Raw genomic sequence first — 17,497 nt, 5'->3', positions numbered from 1 at the left:
ATCGAAATGAGGAATTCCATGCCCACGTCCGCCTTCAGCCGCCGGATTCTCACCGCCGGCGCCCTCGTCGCCACCGGAACACTCGCACTCTCAGGGTGTGCCGGAGGCTTCGACGGCGACACCGATGCCTCGGGTGAGACCCCGACCCGCATCGTCGCCGCCATCCCCACCGATCCGACGTCGATGGACCCGATCCGCTCCGGCGCTCTCGTCGTGCTGTCGGTGTTCTTCCACACCTTCGACCAGCTCGTCACCATCACGGCGGACGGCGAGCTCGCGCCGAAGCTCGCCACCGAGTGGAGCGCGAACGACGACCTCACCCAGTGGGACTTCACGCTGCGGGAGGGCGTCGAGGCCAGCAACGGCGAGGCCATCACGGCCGAGGACGTCGCCTTCTCGTACCAGACGATCCTCGGCGATCCGACCGGCGAGAACTACGCCTACCTCAGCTCGGTCGCGTCGGTCGAGGCGGTCGACGAGCTGACGGTGCGCTTCACCCTCAAGTCCCCGTTCTCGGCCTTCCCCCGCAACACCTCGCTGATCTCGGTCGTCCCGGCCGACACCTACCAGGAGGTGGGCGCGGACGCGTTCGCCCAGGACCCGATCGGCTCGGGCCCGTACGTGTTCGACAGCATCCAGACCGGCGTCTCGTACGACCTCGTGCGCAACGACGACTACTGGGGCGACGCCCCGGCGATCGAGCAGATCTCCCTGCAGCCGGTCTCGTCCGACGAGTCGCGCGTCAACGGCGTGCTCTCGGGCAGCCTCGACGTCGCCCCGATCGGCCCGACGCAGGTGGAGTCGGTCGAAAGCCAGGGCTCCGCGCAGGTCTTCTCCGCGCTCTCGAACGGTGTCGTGTTCCTGGGCGTCAATTCCACGAGCGGCGTCCTGACCGACGTGCGTATCCGCGAGGCCATCGGCCTCGCTATCGACAAGGAAGCGATCACCGACGGGCTTCTCGGCGGACTCGCCGAGCCGGCCACGACGACCCTGGCGCCAGCCGTCGAGGGCTTCAGCGACGACGTGGAAAACACGGGCTACGATCCCGACCGAGCCCGCGAACTGCTCGCGGAGGCCGGATACGCGGGTGAGCCGATCCCGTTCGACTACGCGACCGACGGCCGCATCCCGCTGTCGTCCGAGGTTGCGCAGACCGTGCAGGCCTCCCTCGAGGACGTCGGCTTCACCATCGACCTTCGCGGCGCCGACCAGCAGGCGCACACCCTCAAGGTGCGCGGCCGCGAGATGGAGGGCATCTACCTGAACACCTGGGCGCCGTCCACCGTCGACGGCGACCTGCCCCTCACCGACCTGTACGAGCCGGCCGGCAACAACAACTACGCGCAGGACCCGCGTACCGCCGAACTCGCCGCCGAGCAGCGTGGCGTCGACGGCGAGGACCGACTCGACGTCTTCGCGGAACTGCTGCAGTACAGCAACGAACAGGGCTACTACGTGCCGCTCTACGTGCCGATGAACAACTACGCGGCCGACCCCGACCTCGACTGGACTCCGCGCGCCGACGGACTGTTCGACTTCACGCAGACGAGCTTCCGGTGAGCCGCGCCCTGATCACGGACGCGCGCCCCTGGGGCGGACCCGCCCGTGACGTGCGGATCGTCGACGGGACCATCGCCGAGATCCTCCCCGTCGGCACCCCGCCGCAGACCGGCGAGACGGTGATCGACGGCCGCGGACGGATCCTGCTTCCCTCGTTCGCCGACGTGCACGTGCACCTCGACTCCACCCGCATCGGCCTGCCCTTCCGTCCGCACACCGGCACCCCCGGCGTGTGGGGGATGATGCTCAACGACCGCGCCAATTGGCGCGACGCGGGCGTACCGATCGCCGAGCGCACCACCGAGACTTTGGCTCGGATGATCGCCCACGGCACCACGAGCGTGCGCAGCTACGCGCAGGTCGACGTGGACGCCGGGCTCGAACGGCTGGACGGCGTCCTCGCGGCGAAGGACGCGCACCGGGACCGCGCCACCGTCGAGGTGATCGCGTTCCCGCAGGCCGGACTGCTGCGGGAGGAAGGCTCCGTCGAGCTGCTCGAGGAAGCCATGCGTCAGGGCGCCGACGTGGTCGGCGGCATCGACCCCTGCATGCTGGACCGGGATCCGGTCAGGCACTTGGACCTGGTTTTCGGTCTCGCCGAGCGGTACGACGCGCCCATCGACATCCATCTGCACGAACCCGACCAACTGGCGAAGTTCTCGGCCGAGCTGATCGTGGAGCGCACCCGCGCCCTCGGGATGACCGGACGCGTCACCATCTCGCACGGGTACGGGCTCGGCCAGCTGCCGCGCGAGCAGCTCGTGCCCCTGCTCGAGCAGTTCGCCGAACTGGACATCGCCTGGGCGACCATCGCGCCCTCGACGCCGCTGCCGACGCTGCTCCTCGCCGAGCACGGAATCCGTCTCGGTCTGGGTGAGGACGGCCAGCGCGACTACTGGACGCCCTACGGCAACGCCGACATGCTCGACCGCACCTGGCAGATGGCCTTCACGAACAACTTCCGCCGCGACGAGGACATCGAGCACTGCGTTGCTGTCGCCACCGTCGGCGGCCGCTCGGTTCTCGGCACCGCACCCGCGCTGAACGGGCGGCTCGACCGTCCGGGCGTCGCCGAGGGTGACCGGGCCGACCTCCAGCTCGTGACGGGCGAGACCGTCACCAGTGCGGTCATGGACCGCCTGCCCGACCGCACCGTGCTGTTCGGCGGCGCCGTCGTCGCCGACGGCCTCGAGCTCACCGGGGCCGCATGATCGTGCTCACCGCCTCCCAGCTCGAGGGGCTTGTCGACCGGCCGGCCACCGAGCGGGCCGTCGCGCAGGTATTCCTCGATATCGCGCGGGGTTCGGCTGACCAGCCGCGCCCCACCTCCATGAGCACCGCCGCCGACAGCGGCCGCTACCTGCTGATGGCGGCCCTGTCGGACACGACCGGGACCGCCGCGGTCAAACTGCTCGCCGACGTGCCCGACAACTCCGCGCGCGGTCTGCCGACCCAGCGCTCGATGATCGTGGTGCTCGACCGCACCGACGGTTCGCCGATCGCGCTGCTCCACGGCGGTCCGCCCACCCGGGTGCGCACGGCGGCGGCAAGTGCCGTCGCGACCAGGGCTTTGTCGCGGGAGGACAGCCGCACGCTGGGCCTCGTCGGAGCGGGCGGCCTCGCGCGCGAACACGTCGAGGCGATGCGGGGCGTGCGCGACTGGGACCGGCTCGTGATCTGGTCGCGCACGGGGGAGCGGGCTGCGGCGCTCGCCGACTCGCTCGACTGGGACGGTGCGATCGAGGTCGTAGACGAGTGTGAGTCCGTGTTCCAACTGTCGGATGTGGTCTGCACGCTCACGCCGTCCGTCACCCCGATCGTCCGGGGGGAATGGCTCCGCCCCGGCCAGCACCTGAACGTCGTCGGAGCCCGCCCGCGCCCCGACGAGCGCGAGGTCGATGCGACGACGATGGCCCGTTCTTCCGTCTGGGTGGACGACGTCGCGACGGCCGAGACGAAGTCGGGCGACCTGATGATGGCCGTCGCCGAGGGGGTCGTGACCCTCGACGACGTGGTCGGCACGGTCGGCCAGGTGCTCGCGGGCATGTGCTCCGGCCGCACAGACGCCGGGCAGATCACGCTGTTCGACTCGGTCGGTATCGGTGCCCAGGACCTGGCGATCGCCGACCTGCTCGTGCGCGAGGCTCGTGCGCGCGGCATCGGGGTGCAGCTCGACCTCAACGGTTGAGCGGCTCCGGCCGTTATCAGCGCACCTGCGACGCCGTGAACTGCATGCGCGGGTGGGCGTAGAACTCTTGCGCCTGCACGAGCTGCAGTTCGCGGTCGCCGGAGCGGTGCGTCAGCTCGATGAGGTCGAAAACGCTCGACGCCGTGCGCTCGAGCGCCGTCGCCGCGTCGCCGGTCTCGCGGTAGTGCGCCGTGAACAGGGCCGCGGTGACGTCGCCGGACCCGTTGGCCTTGAACGGCATGTACGGGGTCTGCACCAGCCAGGCGCCGGCGTCGTCGACCGCGAGCATCTCGATCGTGCCGGATTCGCGGTCGGGGCGCTCGACGCTCGTGACGAGAACCGTCGACGGCCCCATCGCGCGGGCCGCGTCGACGGAGGAGAGCGTCGACTCGAGCGTCGACGGGTCGGTGTCGGTCAGGTAACCCAGCTCGAACTGGTTGGGGGTGATGATGTCGGCGGCCGGCACGACGCGTTCGCGCAGCAGCAGGGGGATCTCCGGTGCGACGAAGCAGCCCGACTTAGCGTTGCCCATGACCGGGTCGCACGCGTAGACCGCGGTGGGGTTCGCCTTCTTGACCCGCTCGACCGCGTCGATGATGACGTCGCCGATGCCCACGCCGCCCTGGTAGCCCGAGAGCACGACGTCGACCCCGGCCAGTGCGCCACGGTCTTCGATGCCGAGGATCACGTCGTGTACGTCTTCCGGAGAGATGAGGGGACCGCGCCACGCTCCGTATCCGGTGTGGTTCGAGAAGTTCACCGTGTAGACGGGAAGCACCTCGACTCCGATGCGCTGGAGGGGGAAAACGGCTGCCGAGTTTCCGACATGGCCGAATGCGACGGCTGACTGGATCGAGAGGATCTTCACCCCTCCATTCTCCCGCATCCGGCGGGCGAGACGGCAGCCGCGCGCTGCCTTACTCCCGCAGCTGACTGTCAGCGCCTGCCGATAGAGTGGAACGCGATGACGGACATAACTGAAGATTCTGCAACCTGCCTGCGATCCCACGATCAGGACGGCCCGTCTTCCGGTCAGCCGATTACCCCCGACGACCGCTCCGCCCGCGAGGCACTGCTCGACGCGGCCGTCGCTGTGGCCGAGCGCTACCAGACGCCCGCGGTCGGCTTCGGCGAGATCGCCGCCGCCGCCGGAATCGCTGCCGACGCGGCATCCGCCCTCTTCTCCAGCGTCGACGAAATACTGATCGAGGCCGCGCTCCGCAACTGTCGTGACGACCTGGGGCTCGAGGCGCTCGCGCTGACCGGGTCCGCGCCGACCGTGAGCGCGTACGCGCACCACTTCGCCCGCCGCAAGAGTTTCTACCGCGCGATGCGCAACGGCGACGTCGCCGCGGCCCTGGACGGACGTATGGCCGGGCTGCTCGCGCCGTTCATCGCGGTGCAGACGCGCACGCTGATCAGCACCCGACTGGGTGCCGATCTGCTCGACGAGATGATCCTCGAGGTGACGATCGAGTGCTTCACGGTCACCAACGCGTGGATTCTCGAGAGCCCGGCCGACGAGGGAGCCGAGGGGCTGTACGTACGGCTCGAAGAGATCGTCATCCGCCGCATCGAAGACGCGCGGCTGCGCCAGGGCTGAGCGCCCCGCTCCACGGGCGCGATGACGCCGTGTGCCCGCCCGACCGGGGAATCGCGCCGCTTCGGCCGCGACATCCCGTCTGTCGTATGAGGCACCCTCGGTATCGTGGCAGCCATGGAGTTTCTGCCGCTGATCATCCTCGTCGCCTGCTCGGTGGGACTCACCGCGGTGGCCCGCCGCTACGGTCTTCCCGCGCCGCTGGTCGTGACGGCGGTCGCTCTCGCCGTGTCTTTTATACCCGGGATGCCGGAATTCGAGATCGAGCCGGAGCTGATCCTCACGATCGTGCTGCCGCCACTGCTCTACTCGTCGTCGCTCGAGGTGTCGTTCCAGAACTTCGCGCGGAGTAGCAAACACATCTACCGGCTCGGCATCGGACTCGTGGTGTTCACCGCACTCGCCGTCGGTCTGATCGCGTGGTGGCTGATCCCGGGCATCTCGCTGCCTGCCGCCCTGCTGTTGGGCGCCGTGGTCTCGCCGCCCGACGCTGTGTCGGCCGCGGCGATCGGACAGAAGCTCGGCCTGCCCCGGCACGTGATGACGGTGCTCTCGGGTGAGAGCCTCATCAACGACGCCGCATCCCTCACCCTGCTCAAGGTGTTCGTGGCGATCGTCGTCGGGTCGGGCTACACCGTGCTCGCCGACTTCGGCATCTTCGGTGCCGCGGTCGTCATCGGCGTTTTCCTCGGTGTGGCCGTCGGCGGCGCCTTCGTGCGGCTGCGCAGCAAGCTGAACGACCCGGTGATCGAGACGCTCGTCGGCCTGCTGTTGCCGTTCGCGCTCTACATCGGCGCCGAGCACATCGGCATCGAACCGTTCGTCGGCTCGGGTGTGATCGCGGTCGTTGCGGCGGGACTCGTCGTCGGGTACAACTCGCCGAAGGCCGGCTACGCGTCGCGGCTGCAGGAGCGGCCCGTGTGGGCGGCGCTCGACGTGCTGCTCGAGGGCTTCGTCTTCGCGCTCATCGGGCTGCAGCTCAAGGGCAACCTCGAGAACCTCTCCGAGTCCGACCTCGGCGTCTGGGCGAACGTCGGTATCGCCTCGGTGGTGCTGCTCGTCGTCATCCTCGTGCGGCCGCTCTTCGTGTTCCCTACCTACTACCTCAGCGTGATCGACAACAAGCGCGACGTGCCGCGCATCCAGGCCAAGCGCGAGGAGCGCGCCGAACGCTGGCTCCGGCGTCAGGCGCGGCGTGGTCGAGAGGTCTCCCAGGAGAACCGGGAACGGCTCGCGCAGCAGCGGAACTTCCGTCCAGAGAGGCTCATGACCTGGCGCGAACTGGCCGTGGTCTCCTGGACCGGCATGCGCGGCGTGGTCACCCTGGCGGCAGCGGCATCCATCCCGGAATCCCTGCCCGAGCGCGACTCGCTCATCTTCATCGCCTTCTTCGTCACGGTGGGAACGCTGCTGATCCAGGGGCTGACGCTGCCGCTGGTCATCCGCGCCTTCACCGTCACCGATCCCGGACAGCGCGACCGCGACCTCGAAGAGGAACACCGCGTGACGCGTCTCGCGCTCGAGGAGGGTATCGACTTCGCCGAGTCCAACCGCGAAGAGTGGGAGGCCAAGTACGGGCCCGTCCTCACCCGGATGGTCTTCGAGCGCATGCGCGGCCAGCTCGCCCGCAGCGAGGCCGAAGCGGCCGCCGACCAGCAGGCCGATGCCGAGCTGGGGCGGCCCGACCGTGAGCAACTCCTGCAGATGCGCCGAGAGATCCTGCGGTTCCGCCGCGAGGTGCTGATCCGCGAGCGCGACGCCGACAACATCGACGAAGAGGTGATGCGCGAGGTGCTCCTCGGCATCGACGCGGAGGAATTCGCGCTCGACACCTCGAGCCAGGCGCGCTTGCGCAGCTAGTACGTCGCCGCACAGCGAGTTATTCACAGGGCGTCCTCCCAATAGCGCCCAGTTTCGCGACTTTCCCCCCACGGCCGTCGGGCCGGAATTACCGTCACTCCCGTGCCGGGATCCGATTCGACGATTTCAGGAGGAGATTCGATGAACTACAAGAACAGCCGTCAGGCGCTCGACCCCGGTCGTATGGAATCCGATGCTGGCGCGGGTCGCGGGCGTTTCCTGCGGCTCGCTCCGGTCGCGGCGGCGGTGGCGCTCGTGATGGTGGCGTCGGCACTCGCCGCGAGTCCCGCCGTCGCAGAACCCGCGACCCCGGGCAGTGCCTTTTCGAACACGGATGCCGCGGCCGACGCCGCCGCCGTGGAACAGATCCTGCGCGGAACGGGCGCGGTGAACGATCTGAAGGCCACGGCGGTGACGGCACCGCGGTCGGCGCCCCTCGCCGGACCGGACGCCGCGCGCGACAGCGCGCTGCCGACCGGCGCGCTCCCGCTCCCCACGGTCACGAAGGGCGCGCCCGTCGCGGAGTCCACCGCTTCCGTCAGTCTGGCCGACGGACTCACGGTCCCGTCGGGGGCGAGCACGGTCGGCGTGGTGCCGATCGCCGCCGGTGACGGCCGCGCCCTGAGCCCGGGCGGCCTCGCCGTCTACGAGAACACCGCCGACTCGAGCTTCGCGCTGAGCACCGGAAAAACCGGGGCCAACGCGGGGTACGCGGTCATCTCGGCGCAGACGGCGCCGACCGAGTACCGGTTCGCGTTCACCGTCGACGGGCAACCGGCGACGCTGCGTCCGACGGACGGCGGGGGAGTCGAGGTGCTGTCGGCCACGGGCGACATCGTGAACTCGATCGCACCGGCCTGGGCCACGGATGCCGCGGGCGTGGCGGTGCCGACGTCGTACTCGGTGCAGGGCAACGTGCTCGTCCAGAGGGTCGACCACCGCGGAGCGTCGTACCCCGTGGTCGCCGATCCGCGACTGGCCTGCGACGCCGTCTGGTGCACGCTCCTGCTCTCGCGCTACGAGACCCGCTTGCTCGCTGCACACGCCCTCAGCCCGGGAATCGCCTGCCGGTTCCTCGGCGCGGGCGCCGGGGTATGTGCCGCGCTGCTCATCGGCGGATGGGCGCAGGCGAACATCGTTCTGGCGACCGGCCGGTGCACGGGGGTGCGGGTCTGGCGGGGAAACATGGTCTCCTTCGCCCAGCTGGTGTCGGTCGGCTGCTATGCCTGATGTGGAGGAGTTGACACCGATGGCCACGAGAAGAAGCGCCTTTTCCGAAGCCGGGCGGCGCGGGCCCTTCGCGGTTCTCTACTGGATCGCCACGGTGCTGGGCGTCGCCCTGATCGTCGTGGCCTACCTGTCGGGGAGCCAGGAACTGCTGCTCGTGGCGGGGCTCGTCGGGGTGCTGGTCGTGCTCGTGTTCAGCACCGTGCGGTACTCGGCGGCGGCGCGGATCGAGCGTGAACGCGAGGCCGACGGCGCGGACACCGACACCGACAGCTGACCGGAACGCGAAACGGCGGGCCCCGTCGGGACCCGCCGTTTCGTGCTACCCGATCGCTGCGTCAGGCGCCGGTCGGACGCGAGGCGCCAGCCGCGGCATCCGTCTCGCTCTCGGTGCTCGACGAAACGGTGTCGGCGGCAACCGTCGGGATCGACGCGGTGGCCATCGCGACGCTCGACGCCCCGTCGACCTCGAGCGACTCGGGCAGCACGTCGCGCTCGATCGAGGTGGCGAGCGGCTTCTCCGTGACGAAGCAGAGCAGGATGGCGGCCACGAGCACCAGCGGGACCATGTAGAGGAACACGGGGGTGAGCGCGTCGTTGTACGAACCGACGATCACGTCGCGCACCGCAGCGGGGAGGTCCCGCACGATGGCCGGGGTGAACGAGTTCGATCCGCCGCCGTCGGCAGCGCCGGCCGGCATGCGCTCGGCGAGCAGGTCGGTGAGGCGTGCGACGAACAGGCTGCCGACGATGGCGGCGCCGAGCGAGGCACCGATCTGGCGGAAGTAGTTGTTCGACGCGGTGGCCGTTCCGACCTCGCGTACCGGGAACGAGTTCTGAACGATGAGGATGAGGATCTGCATGCTCATACCCAGACCGATGCCCATCACGGCGAGGTAGGAGCAGAGGATCCAGATCGGCAGGTCGGGGGTCATGGTCGACATCAGCACGAGGGCGACGGCGACGATGAAGGTTCCGACGATCGGCAGCCACTTGTAGCGGCCGGTGCGGCTGACGAGCTGGCCCGACGCGATCGACGAGACGAGCAGCGCGGCCATCATCGGGATCATGAGGAAGCCGGCCTGCGTCGCGTTCACCCCGGTCACCATCTGGAGGTAGGTGGGGAGGTAGGCGAGTGCGCCGAACATGGCGATACCGGTGATGAGGCCGGCGATCGTCGTCAGGTTGAAGTTGCGGTCCTTGAACAGGTGCAGCGGCATGATCGGCTCGGCGGCGGTGCGTTCGACCATCACGAACGCGATGGCGGTGATCACGAACCCGGCGATGAGGCCGATGATGACGAGCGAGTCCCAGTCGTAGGTGGTGCCGCCCCAGGTCGTGACGAGCACGAGGCAGGTGGAGGCGATCGCGAGCAGGCCCATGCCGGCGACGTCGATGCGCGGCTTGGCGTGGTCGACCTTCGGCAGGCGCAGGAAGAGCACGGCCGAGGCGATGGCGAGGATGCCGAGGGGGATGTTCATCCAGAACGCCCAACGCCAGCCGATGCCCTCGGTGAACCAGCCGCCGAGGAGCGGGCCGGCGACCGAGGAGAGGGCGAAGACGCCGCCCATGATGCCCATGTACTTGCCGCGTTCGCGGGCGGGGACGACGTCGGCGATGATCGCCTGCGAGAGGATCATCAGTCCGCCGCCGCCGAGGCCCTGGATGGCGCGGCCGGCGATGAGCCAGGTCATGTTGTCCGCGAGACCGCCGACGACGGAACCGGCGATGAACAGGCCGATCGCGGCGATGAAGAGGCCTTTGCGGCCGATCAGGTCGCCGAGCTTGCCGTAGACGGGAAGCATGATGGTCGACGCGAGGATGTACGCGGTGGTAACCCACAGCATGTGGTCGACGCCGTCGAGTTCGCCGACGATCGTCGGGAGGGCGGTGGAGAAGATGGTCTGGTCGAGCGACGCGAGCAGCATCGTGACCATGAGGCCGCCGAAGACCAGCAGGATGTTGCGTTTCATCGCCGGGTCGTTCTGCGCGGCACCCGGAGCGGGTTGCGCGGTCGTTTGTGCGGTGCTCATTGCAGTTTCTGTACTACCTCTCTGACGAGCCCGGTGGCCCGCTGTTGCAGTTGTTCGATGTCGGGCTCGCCGTGGGCGGCGGCCAGTTCCATCACGGCGACGCGTACGGCCGATCCGCAGATGGTGAGAATGATGTCGACGGTGGCCGGCTCCGCGTCGGCGAAACGGTCGTCGGTGGCGAGGATCGCGGTCGCGGCGCTCGTCAGGTGTTGGGCGACCCGCGTCATGTGGGTGAACCGGCGGCTCATCAGCTGCGGATACCGCACGACGAGCTCGAGCCGCTGGGCGCGGACCTCGTGCTCCCCGACCGACGTGCCGATCATGGTGAGGATGAGACGCACGATCGACTCGATTGCGTCGGCCTCTGCGTGCTCGGCGATGTGTGCCGCGACGTGTTCATCGGTGATCTCCACGTCGCGCACACCGAGGATCGCGTCCTCTTTGCAGTCGAAGTAGTTGAAGAACGTGCGCGGGGAGACGTCGGCGAGTTCGCTGATCGCGTCGATAGTGGCGTTCTCGATGCCGTCACGCAGGACCAGTTCGACAGCGCAGGCTTCGAGCCGCTGGCGGGTCTCGATTCTCTTGCGGTCACGCAGGCCCAGCCTCTCGATTGTCATGAGTCTATTGTTGCGCGTACTGCAAAATTACGCAAGTGCAACTTTGCGGGACTGCAAGGAAGCGCTCACCCGTTGACGTGTTCCCGGGGCCGCTCCTACCGTGGTGCCGACCGAAGGGGAACGCCATGGGAACCGTCTACTCGTCCGCGTCGATGTCGCTCGACGGCTACATCGCCTACGAGGACGACAACCCCGGTGCTCTGTTCGACTGGTACGAGGCCGGGGACATCGAGGTCCCGACCGCGATGGAATCTCTGACCTTCCATCTGACCGCGGAATCCGCCCGGTATGTCCGCCGTCTGACCTCGCGTCTCGGGGCGCTGGTCGTCGGGCGCCGCCTGTTCGACGTCACGGACGGCTGGCGCGGCCGACACCCGTACGACGTGCCGGTCGTCGTCGCCACCCACGATAGACCGGCCGGCTGGTCCTATCCGGGCTCGGGTAACTTTCACTTCGTCACGGACGGCATCACCGCGGCCGTGGCCGTCGCGCGCAGTCTCGCCGGCGACCTCGACGTCAGCGTGGCGGCGGGGGAGATGGCATCTCAGGCGCTCGAGTCCGGGCTGCTCGACGAGGTTCGGGTCGATCTCGTGCCCGTCATTCTCGGCTCGGGGCGGCCGTACTTCACCGGCGGCGATACCTGGCGACTCGGCGACCCGACCACGCGGATCGAGGCGAAGCGGGTAACGCACCTGGTGTATCCGGTGCACCGCTGACGCGACACACCGGGGCGATCCGGCCTACCGGGGCGATCCGGCACACCGGGGCGATCCGGCCCACCGGGGCGCCGCAGCGCATCGGAACGCCACGGCACCCGGCATGCGACCCAAACCCCTCACCCCGCCCGAATCCGCCGCAGCTGCACCGCCTTGATGCGCGACTTGCCGATCGGCCGCCACTGCTGAGCGGGGTCCATCGCCGGCGTCAGCAGCATGTGCGGGCGGGCGTCGATCATGCGGATCCGGAATCCGGACCGATGGAGCTTGTGGTGGTGGTACGGGCAGAGCAGCACGCCGTTGTCGATGTTCGTGGGGCCGCCCTGCGAATGCGGGATCACGTGATGCCCGTCGGCCCACGAGGCGGGCGCGCCGCAACCGGGCCAGACGCACCCGCCGTCGCGCACGGCCAGCGCGCGCATCTGCGCCTCGGTGAAGTAGCGCTTGTGCTTGCCGAGATACAGCGGCTCGCCGTTCTCGCCCATGATGATCGTCGCGAGTCCGGTCGAGCAGGCGAGTTCGGCGGCGTGCGAAGCGGAAATGGGTTCGGTCACGTCGTCGAGCCAGCCGACGCCCGTGCCGTTCTCGAGGTCGGCGGCAGAGACCACGGCGATGACCTGCGTGAGGCCGCGCATCTCGCCCTTCTCCGTTCCGGTGGCGCGGAGGCCGGCGGTGATCAGTCCTTGGAACACGTCGTAATTGCGCTGGTCCCGCGTGCGCGGATCGGTCACGCTCTCGACGACGGTGCCGTCCGGCGTCTCGACCAGCGTCAGCCCCGCCTGCCGGTCGGCCTCCGAGAGGAAGCGCGGCTCGACCCCGGTCTTGTTCGCCTTGTTGATAGCCGAGCGGAGGAGCGCCGCCAGGACGGGGTCGGCCAGTCCGCTGAACGGGGTGAGCCCCGCCTCGGTCTCACGCCCGATAGTGAACCGGCGCAGGCGGCTGATGCGCTCGTCCCGCGGTTCCGCGCCGTCGGGGTCGAGCGCTTCCCGCCACGCGCGAGCCTGTACCGCGACCAGATCGGTGCTGTCGCGCCGAGCCGACGCCACCAGCTCGGCCTCGGCGACGTCGATCTCGTCGGGCGTCGCGTGCGGCCCCGCCTGGTCGAGGGTCCGGACGATCACGGCGGCAGACTCGACCCCGATCTCGCCGGCGTGCAGCGCCTCGGCAACCCGGGAGTGGGCCGGCGGAAGCCCGATGCCGACCAGCGACGTTCCCACGATCGTCGCTCGGCCCACCCGTACGCGGCGCGAGGCTTCCGCCGACGACACCCGGGTGAGGAACTCCACGAACTGCGCGCCCGTGCGGAAGCCGTAGCGGTCGGACAGCCCGTCGATCCTCGACGAGGAGCGAGCGTCTATCTCGGCCGCGGCGACCACGCGCATGGCGTCGACGATGCGCCCGACGGCCTCGAGCTCTGACGTCCACTCGCACAACCCGTCATCGGCGAGAGCGGCGGGCGGCACCGCGGCGAGGCCGGCGAGCAGCTCGCCGACCTGCCGAATCGTGGTGGTCGCGTCATCCATGTTCGAAGAATGACAGCACCCACCGACATTGCATAAAAAGCAGGTCAGGCGGCTAATTTACTGTGGATAACGATCAACGATGCGCGCCTGTGGAGCAGGAGGTCGAGACCCTACAAGTCCAGCGACTGCCCCGGCTCCAGCGGGAAGAACTCTCCGCCGTTCTGCGTCGTGACGGTGCCGATGCGGTCGTTGGCCATGTTCTTTCCGATCACCGAGAGCACCATCTCGTGCGTCGGGAACGAGCGCTTCGGCTTCACGGTGGCGACGTAGTCCATGACCTCGCCGATCTTGAGCCACGGGGCGCCCGCGGGCACGGCGAGCACGTCGACCGCGACGGGCGGCACGGTGAACGAGTCGCCCGGGTAGAACAGGGTGTCGTCGACGAGCACGCCGACGTTGTCGATCACGGGGAGCGACGAGTGGATGACGGCGTGCTTCTCGCCGAAGAATCGCAGAGTGAACTCGCCGGCCAGGATCACGTCGCCGTCGTGCACGACGGTGACCGGGTAACTGGATGCCGCGACCGCGACGCCCGACGGACCGTAGATCTTCAGGTCGGGATTCATCTCGATGATGCGGTCGAGCTGTTCCGGAGTCCAGTGGTCGGGGTGCTCGTGGGTGATGACGATCGCGACAACGTGGCGCAGATCGGACAGGGGCATCGTAAAGGCGCCGGGGTCGACGACGAGCGTCTCACCCGCCTTTTCCAACACCAGGGCGGCGTGTTCGAACTTGGTCAGCTTCATAGTGCGAGCCTACGCCGCGTCGCCCCGCGCACTGTTGCGGGGAATACCCCCGGGGGGTACCGTGGTTGCATGATCGCAGACATCAAGAAACGCGCACTGCACCGCAGCAGAATCCTCGAGGGGCAGATGCGCGGGCTCGAGAAGATGATCGACAACGAGGAGTACTGCATGGACATCATCACGCAGTCCCTCGCCATCCAGAAAAGCCTCCGCAGCCTGAACAAACTCCTCGTCGAGAACCACCTGCGCACCCACGTCAGCGACATGTTCGCTGCCGGGGGAGAGCAGCGTGACCTCGCGGTCGACGAGCTGCTGAAGGTCTACGAACTCAACAACAACCGGGGAGAGTAATGAGCCACGAGCACAATGGAACGGTCCCTGAGCTGGTGGAAGGGCCCGAAAATGCAGTGCCGGATGACGCAGAGCACGAGCACCACGCCGGGCACGACCACGCGCACCACCACGCTTCGACAGGCTCAGCGACCGGGCACGACCACCACGACGGCCACGACCACTCCCACCACGACCCGGCACAGTTCCGCCGCAAGTTCTGGCTGAGCCTCGTCCTCACCATCCCGACCCTGGTCTTCTCGCAGGGCCTCCAGGAGATCCTCGGCCTCGACGGCCCGCGCTTCCCCGGCAGCGAGTTCATCCCCGCCGCCTTCGCGATCGCGATCTTCTTCTACGGCGGGCTCGTCTTCCTCCGCGGCGGAATCGGGGAGCTCCGCGCCAAGCAGCCCGGCATGATGACGCTCATCTCGCTCGCGATCGTCGTCGCGCTCGGCTACAGCGTCGCCGTCACCCTCGGGTTCCCGGGCATGGACTTCTGGTGGGAACTCGCCACCCTCATCACCATCATGCTGCTCGGCCACTGGGTCGAGATGTCCGCCATCATGGGCGCACAGAACGCCCTCGGCGAGCTGGCCAAGCTCATCCCCGACGAGGCCGACCTCGTCCACGGCGACCATGTGATGACGGTCGCCGTAAACACTCTGACGGTCGGCGACCACGTCCTCGTCCGCCCCGGAGCCGCGGTTCCGGTCGACGGCGTCGTCACCGACGGCGCCTCCGAGGTCAACGAGTCCCTGCTGACGGGCGAATCGACCCTGGTGGCGAAGGATGTCGGAGCCGACGTCATCGCCGGAAGCCTCAACGGATCCGGCGCCCTCACCGTGCGCGTCGCCAAGACCGGCGACGACACGGCGATCGCCGGGGTGATGAAGCTCGTCGCCGATGCGCAGGCGAGCAAGTCCGGCGCGCAGGTGCTCGCCGACCGCGCCGCCGCGCTCCTCTTCTATGTCGCGGTCGCCGCGGCCGTCATCACCCTCGTGGTCTGGGCGCTGATCACCCCCGACGATCCCGCGTTCGTGATCGAGCGCGTCGTCACCGTGCTGATCATCGCCTGCCCGCACGCCCTCGGTCTCGCGATCCCGCTCGTGGCGCAGCTCTCCACCGCGATCGCGGCGCGCAAGGGCCTGCTCATCCGCAGCCGGGCCGCGCTCGAGGACGCCCGCAACATCGACGTCGTGCTGTTCGACAAGACCGGAACCCTCACCGAGGGCAAACAGGGTGTGGCGACCGTGAACTCGGCCGGCACCGTGACGGCCGACGAGCTCGTCAGGCTCGCGGCATCCGTCGAAGCCAGCTCGGAGCACCCGATCGCCCGGGCCATCGTCGCCGAGGCGACCACCCGGGGGCTCACGGTTCCCGCGGCGACGGAGTTCGCGTCGCTCGCCGGCCGCGGCGCCGAGGCGCACGTCGACGGACGCCACGTGACCGTCGCGAGCCAGCGCGTCGTGATCGAGCGCGGGCTGCAGATCCCGGCGGACCTCGTGCATGCCGCCAAGGACGCGACCGGCCAGGGCATGACGGTGGTCTTCGTTCTGGATGACGCGGTGCTCGGCCTCATCGCCCTCGCCGACGTCATCCGTCCCGAGTCGGCCGAGGCCGTCGCCGAACTCCAGAAGAGCGGGGTGCGGGTCGCGATGCTCACGGGCGACTCGCGCGACGTCGGCAACTGGGTCGCGGCGCAGCTCGGCATCACCGAGGTCTTCGCCGAGGTGCTGCCCGGGCAGAAGTCCGAGGTCGTCGCGACGCTGCAGCGGGACGGCACCCGCGTCGCCATGGTCGGCGACGGGGTGAACGACGCCCCGGCTCTCGCGCAGGCCGACGTCGGCATCGCCATCGGTGCGGGCACGGATGTCGCGATCGAGTCGGCCGGCATCGTGTTGGCGTCGAGCGATCCGCGCGGGGTACTCGCGGCGTTCCGGCTGAGCCGGGCGACGTACCGCAAGATGCAGCAGAACCTGTGGTGGGGCGCGGGCTACAACGTGATCGGCATCCCGCTCGCCGCGGGTGTGCTGTTCGGTGCCGGCATCCTGCTCTCGCCCGCCGTCGGTGCGATCTTCATGTCGGTCTCGACGATCGTGGTGGCGCTGAACGCGCAGCTGTTGCGGCGGGTCAAGCTGTAGCTCCGTTCTGCCACAATAAACACGTGCCGAACCCGCTGACGATCGTCGTCGCTATCAACCCGTCCGCGTCGTTCGGCAAGAGCCGCTCCGTCGGCCCCGCCGTGGTCGCCCGCCTGCGCGCCGCCGGGCACCGCGTGACCAGTCTGCAAGAGCCCGACTTCGCCCACCTGGTCGAGGCCGCCGCGCTCGCCGTCGCGCAAACACCCGACGCGCTCGTCGTCGTCGGCGGCGACGGCATGGTCAGCCTCGGCGTCAACCTGCTCGCCACCACCGACGTGCCGCTCGGCATTATCCCGTCCGGCACGGGCAACGACATGGCGCGCGGGCTCGGCATCCCCGTGGGCGACCCCGATGCCGCGGTCGACGCGCTCCTCGAGTCCCTCGCACGGGCGCCGCGGGCGATCGACGCCGGGCGCATCCACCACCTCGATGCCGACGGACGCCCACAGACCACGTGGTTCGCCTGCGTGCTCTCCGCCGGATTCGACGCGATCGTCAACGAGCGCGCCAACAACCTGCGCCGCCCCCGCGGAAAGAGCCGGTACCTCGTCGCCCTCGCCATCGAGTTGGCGCGATTGAAGCCGATCCGCTACCGGCTCGTGCTCGACGGTGTCGAGACGGTGACGGATGCCGCGCTCATCGCCGTCGGCAACAACCAGTCGATCGGCGGCGGCATGCGGGTCACGCCCGACGCCGTCGTCGACGACGGGCTGTTCGACGTCCTGGTCGTCACTCCGCTCTCTCGCCTCGCCTTTCTCCGGGTGTTCCCGCGCGTGTTCGCGGGCACCCATCTCACCGACCCGCGGGTCACAGTGCACCGTGCGACGACCGTGCGCATCGAGGCGGAATCGGTCGCGGCCTACGCGGACGGCGAGCGGGTCTCGCTGCTGCCCGTCGACATCGAGATGGTGCCGGGGGCGCTGCGCATCCTCGCCTAGCAGCGAGTCGGCGGTCGG

General features: G+C 69.1%; 16 protein-coding genes. 11 read left to right on the top strand and 5 right to left on the bottom strand.

Features of this window, described 5'->3' with window-relative positions; translation table 11 throughout:
* The first annotated feature begins 18 nt into the window (after nt 1-18).
* Genes HD599_RS11600 through HD599_RS11590 form a run of 3 tightly spaced genes read left to right on the top strand, consistent with a single transcriptional unit; the run spans nt 19 to nt 3,748 of the window.
* Entirely contained in the window at nt 19-1,560 is a 1,542-nt protein-coding gene (locus HD599_RS11600; RefSeq protein WP_184237685.1) for an ABC transporter substrate-binding protein, read from the top strand.
* A complete protein-coding gene (locus HD599_RS11595) occupies nt 1,557-2,771 on the top strand; it encodes an amidohydrolase family protein (protein WP_343062034.1) in 1,215 nt (404 codons plus the stop codon). The genes HD599_RS11600 and HD599_RS11595 overlap by 4 nt, the downstream gene beginning before the upstream one ends.
* Nucleotides 2,768-3,748, top strand: coding sequence for an ornithine cyclodeaminase family protein (locus tag HD599_RS11590; RefSeq protein WP_184237682.1), 981 nt, complete (start codon nt 2,768-2,770; stop codon nt 3,746-3,748). Before HD599_RS11595 ends, HD599_RS11590 begins: the two co-directional genes overlap by 4 nt.
* Nucleotides 3,749-3,764: 16 nt before the next feature.
* Here the strand turns inward: HD599_RS11590 and pdxY are convergent, their stop codons facing one another.
* Nucleotides 3,765-4,616, bottom strand: coding sequence for a pyridoxal kinase PdxY (gene pdxY, locus HD599_RS11585; protein WP_184237679.1), 852 nt, complete (start codon nt 4,614-4,616; stop codon nt 3,765-3,767).
* A gap of 96 nt (nt 4,617-4,712) precedes the next feature.
* Between pdxY and HD599_RS11580 the strand changes: the two genes are divergently transcribed.
* The 4 genes from HD599_RS11580 to HD599_RS11565 all read left to right on the top strand — a co-directional run bounded on the left by HD599_RS11580 (nt 4,713) and on the right by HD599_RS11565 (nt 8,712).
* Nucleotides 4,713-5,351: a hypothetical protein gene (locus HD599_RS11580; RefSeq protein WP_184237676.1), complete on the top strand. Its 639-nt coding sequence runs from the start codon at nt 4,713-4,715 to the stop codon at nt 5,349-5,351.
* A 114-nt stretch (nt 5,352-5,465) separates the two neighbouring features.
* Nucleotides 5,466-7,208, top strand: a complete 1,743-nt coding sequence (locus tag HD599_RS11575; RefSeq protein ID WP_184237673.1) for a cation:proton antiporter — start codon at nt 5,466-5,468, stop codon at nt 7,206-7,208.
* 141 nt (nt 7,209-7,349) lie between these two features.
* Entirely contained in the window at nt 7,350-8,438 is a 1,089-nt protein-coding gene (locus tag HD599_RS11570; protein ID WP_184237670.1) for a hypothetical protein, read from the top strand.
* 19 nt (nt 8,439-8,457) lie between these two features.
* Nucleotides 8,458-8,712, top strand: coding sequence for a hypothetical protein (locus tag HD599_RS11565; protein WP_184237666.1), 255 nt, complete (start codon nt 8,458-8,460; stop codon nt 8,710-8,712).
* A 61-nt stretch (nt 8,713-8,773) separates the two neighbouring features.
* Here HD599_RS11565 and HD599_RS11560 read toward each other — a convergent pair whose 3' ends face one another.
* Nucleotides 8,774-10,468: an MDR family MFS transporter gene (locus tag HD599_RS11560; RefSeq protein WP_184237662.1), complete on the bottom strand. Its 1,695-nt coding sequence runs from the start codon at nt 10,466-10,468 to the stop codon at nt 8,774-8,776.
* Nucleotides 10,465-11,085, bottom strand: coding sequence for a TetR/AcrR family transcriptional regulator (locus tag HD599_RS11555; protein ID WP_221420491.1), 621 nt, complete (start codon nt 11,083-11,085; stop codon nt 10,465-10,467). Before HD599_RS11555 ends, HD599_RS11560 begins: the two co-directional genes overlap by 4 nt.
* Before the next feature lie 125 nt (nt 11,086-11,210).
* On the opposite strand from HD599_RS11555, the gene HD599_RS11550 reads away from it, so the two are divergent.
* Entirely contained in the window at nt 11,211-11,801 is a 591-nt protein-coding gene (locus HD599_RS11550) for a dihydrofolate reductase family protein (protein WP_184237659.1), read from the top strand.
* Between the two features lie 119 nt (nt 11,802-11,920).
* Here HD599_RS11550 and HD599_RS11545 read toward each other — a convergent pair whose 3' ends face one another.
* Together HD599_RS11545 and HD599_RS11540 are read right to left on the bottom strand one after the other, a co-directional pair.
* The gene (locus HD599_RS11545) at nt 11,921-13,324 is read right to left on the bottom strand and encodes an HNH endonuclease signature motif containing protein (protein ID WP_184237656.1); all 1,404 of its coding nucleotides are present in this window, start codon (nt 13,322-13,324) and stop codon (nt 11,921-11,923) included.
* Between the two features lie 110 nt (nt 13,325-13,434).
* Nucleotides 13,435-14,070: an MBL fold metallo-hydrolase gene (locus HD599_RS11540; protein WP_184237653.1), complete on the bottom strand. Its 636-nt coding sequence runs from the start codon at nt 14,068-14,070 to the stop codon at nt 13,435-13,437.
* Between the two features lie 69 nt (nt 14,071-14,139).
* On the opposite strand from HD599_RS11540, the gene HD599_RS11535 reads away from it, so the two are divergent.
* From HD599_RS11535 to HD599_RS11525, 3 genes are read left to right on the top strand one after another with little or no spacing between them, the layout of a single operon-like run.
* Entirely contained in the window at nt 14,140-14,421 is a 282-nt protein-coding gene (locus HD599_RS11535; RefSeq protein WP_184237650.1) for a metal-sensitive transcriptional regulator, read from the top strand.
* Nucleotides 14,421-16,541, top strand: coding sequence for a copper-translocating P-type ATPase (locus HD599_RS11530; RefSeq protein ID WP_246376179.1), 2,121 nt, complete (start codon nt 14,421-14,423; stop codon nt 16,539-16,541). The genes HD599_RS11535 and HD599_RS11530 overlap by 1 nt, the downstream gene beginning before the upstream one ends.
* Nucleotides 16,542-16,564: 23 nt before the next feature.
* A complete protein-coding gene (locus HD599_RS11525) occupies nt 16,565-17,479 on the top strand; it encodes a YegS/Rv2252/BmrU family lipid kinase (RefSeq protein WP_343062031.1) in 915 nt (304 codons plus the stop codon).
* Nucleotides 17,480-17,497: the final 18 nt, after the last annotated feature.

Origin of the sequence: Conyzicola lurida, from assembly GCF_014204935.1 — a bacterium.
Classification (GTDB): domain Bacteria; phylum Actinomycetota; class Actinomycetes; order Actinomycetales; family Microbacteriaceae; genus Conyzicola; species Conyzicola lurida.
Note: the sequence above shows the minus strand (reverse complement) of the source record. Positions and strands in the feature narration are given on the sequence as shown.

Excerpts from the sequence above, each read along its gene's own strand:
- HD599_RS11550 (WP_184237659.1), top strand. The coding sequence starts at position 11,211 with ATGGGAACCGTCTACTCGTCCGCGTCGATGTCGCTCGACGGCTACATC.
- HD599_RS11580 (WP_184237676.1), top strand. The coding sequence starts at position 4,713 with ATGACGGACATAACTGAAGATTCTGCAACCTGCCTGCGATCCCACGAT.
- HD599_RS11530 (WP_246376179.1), top strand. The coding sequence starts at position 14,421 with ATGAGCCACGAGCACAATGGAACGGTCCCTGAGCTGGTGGAAGGGCCC.
- HD599_RS11565 (WP_184237666.1), top strand. The coding sequence starts at position 8,458 with ATGGCCACGAGAAGAAGCGCCTTTTCCGAAGCCGGGCGGCGCGGGCCC.
- HD599_RS11540 (WP_184237653.1), bottom strand. The coding sequence starts at position 14,070 with ATGAAGCTGACCAAGTTCGAACACGCCGCCCTGGTGTTGGAAAAGGCG.
- HD599_RS11555 (WP_221420491.1), bottom strand. The coding sequence starts at position 11,085 with ATGACAATCGAGAGGCTGGGCCTGCGTGACCGCAAGAGAATCGAGACC.
- HD599_RS11545 (WP_184237656.1), bottom strand. The coding sequence starts at position 13,324 with ATGGATGACGCGACCACCACGATTCGGCAGGTCGGCGAGCTGCTCGCC.
- HD599_RS11570 (WP_184237670.1), top strand. The coding sequence starts at position 7,350 with ATGAACTACAAGAACAGCCGTCAGGCGCTCGACCCCGGTCGTATGGAA.
- HD599_RS11600 (WP_184237685.1), top strand. The coding sequence starts at position 19 with ATGCCCACGTCCGCCTTCAGCCGCCGGATTCTCACCGCCGGCGCCCTC.
- HD599_RS11590 (WP_184237682.1), top strand. The coding sequence starts at position 2,768 with ATGATCGTGCTCACCGCCTCCCAGCTCGAGGGGCTTGTCGACCGGCCG.
- HD599_RS11535 (WP_184237650.1), top strand. The coding sequence starts at position 14,140 with ATGATCGCAGACATCAAGAAACGCGCACTGCACCGCAGCAGAATCCTC.
- HD599_RS11560 (WP_184237662.1), bottom strand. The coding sequence starts at position 10,468 with ATGAGCACCGCACAAACGACCGCGCAACCCGCTCCGGGTGCCGCGCAG.
- HD599_RS11575 (WP_184237673.1), top strand. The coding sequence starts at position 5,466 with ATGGAGTTTCTGCCGCTGATCATCCTCGTCGCCTGCTCGGTGGGACTC.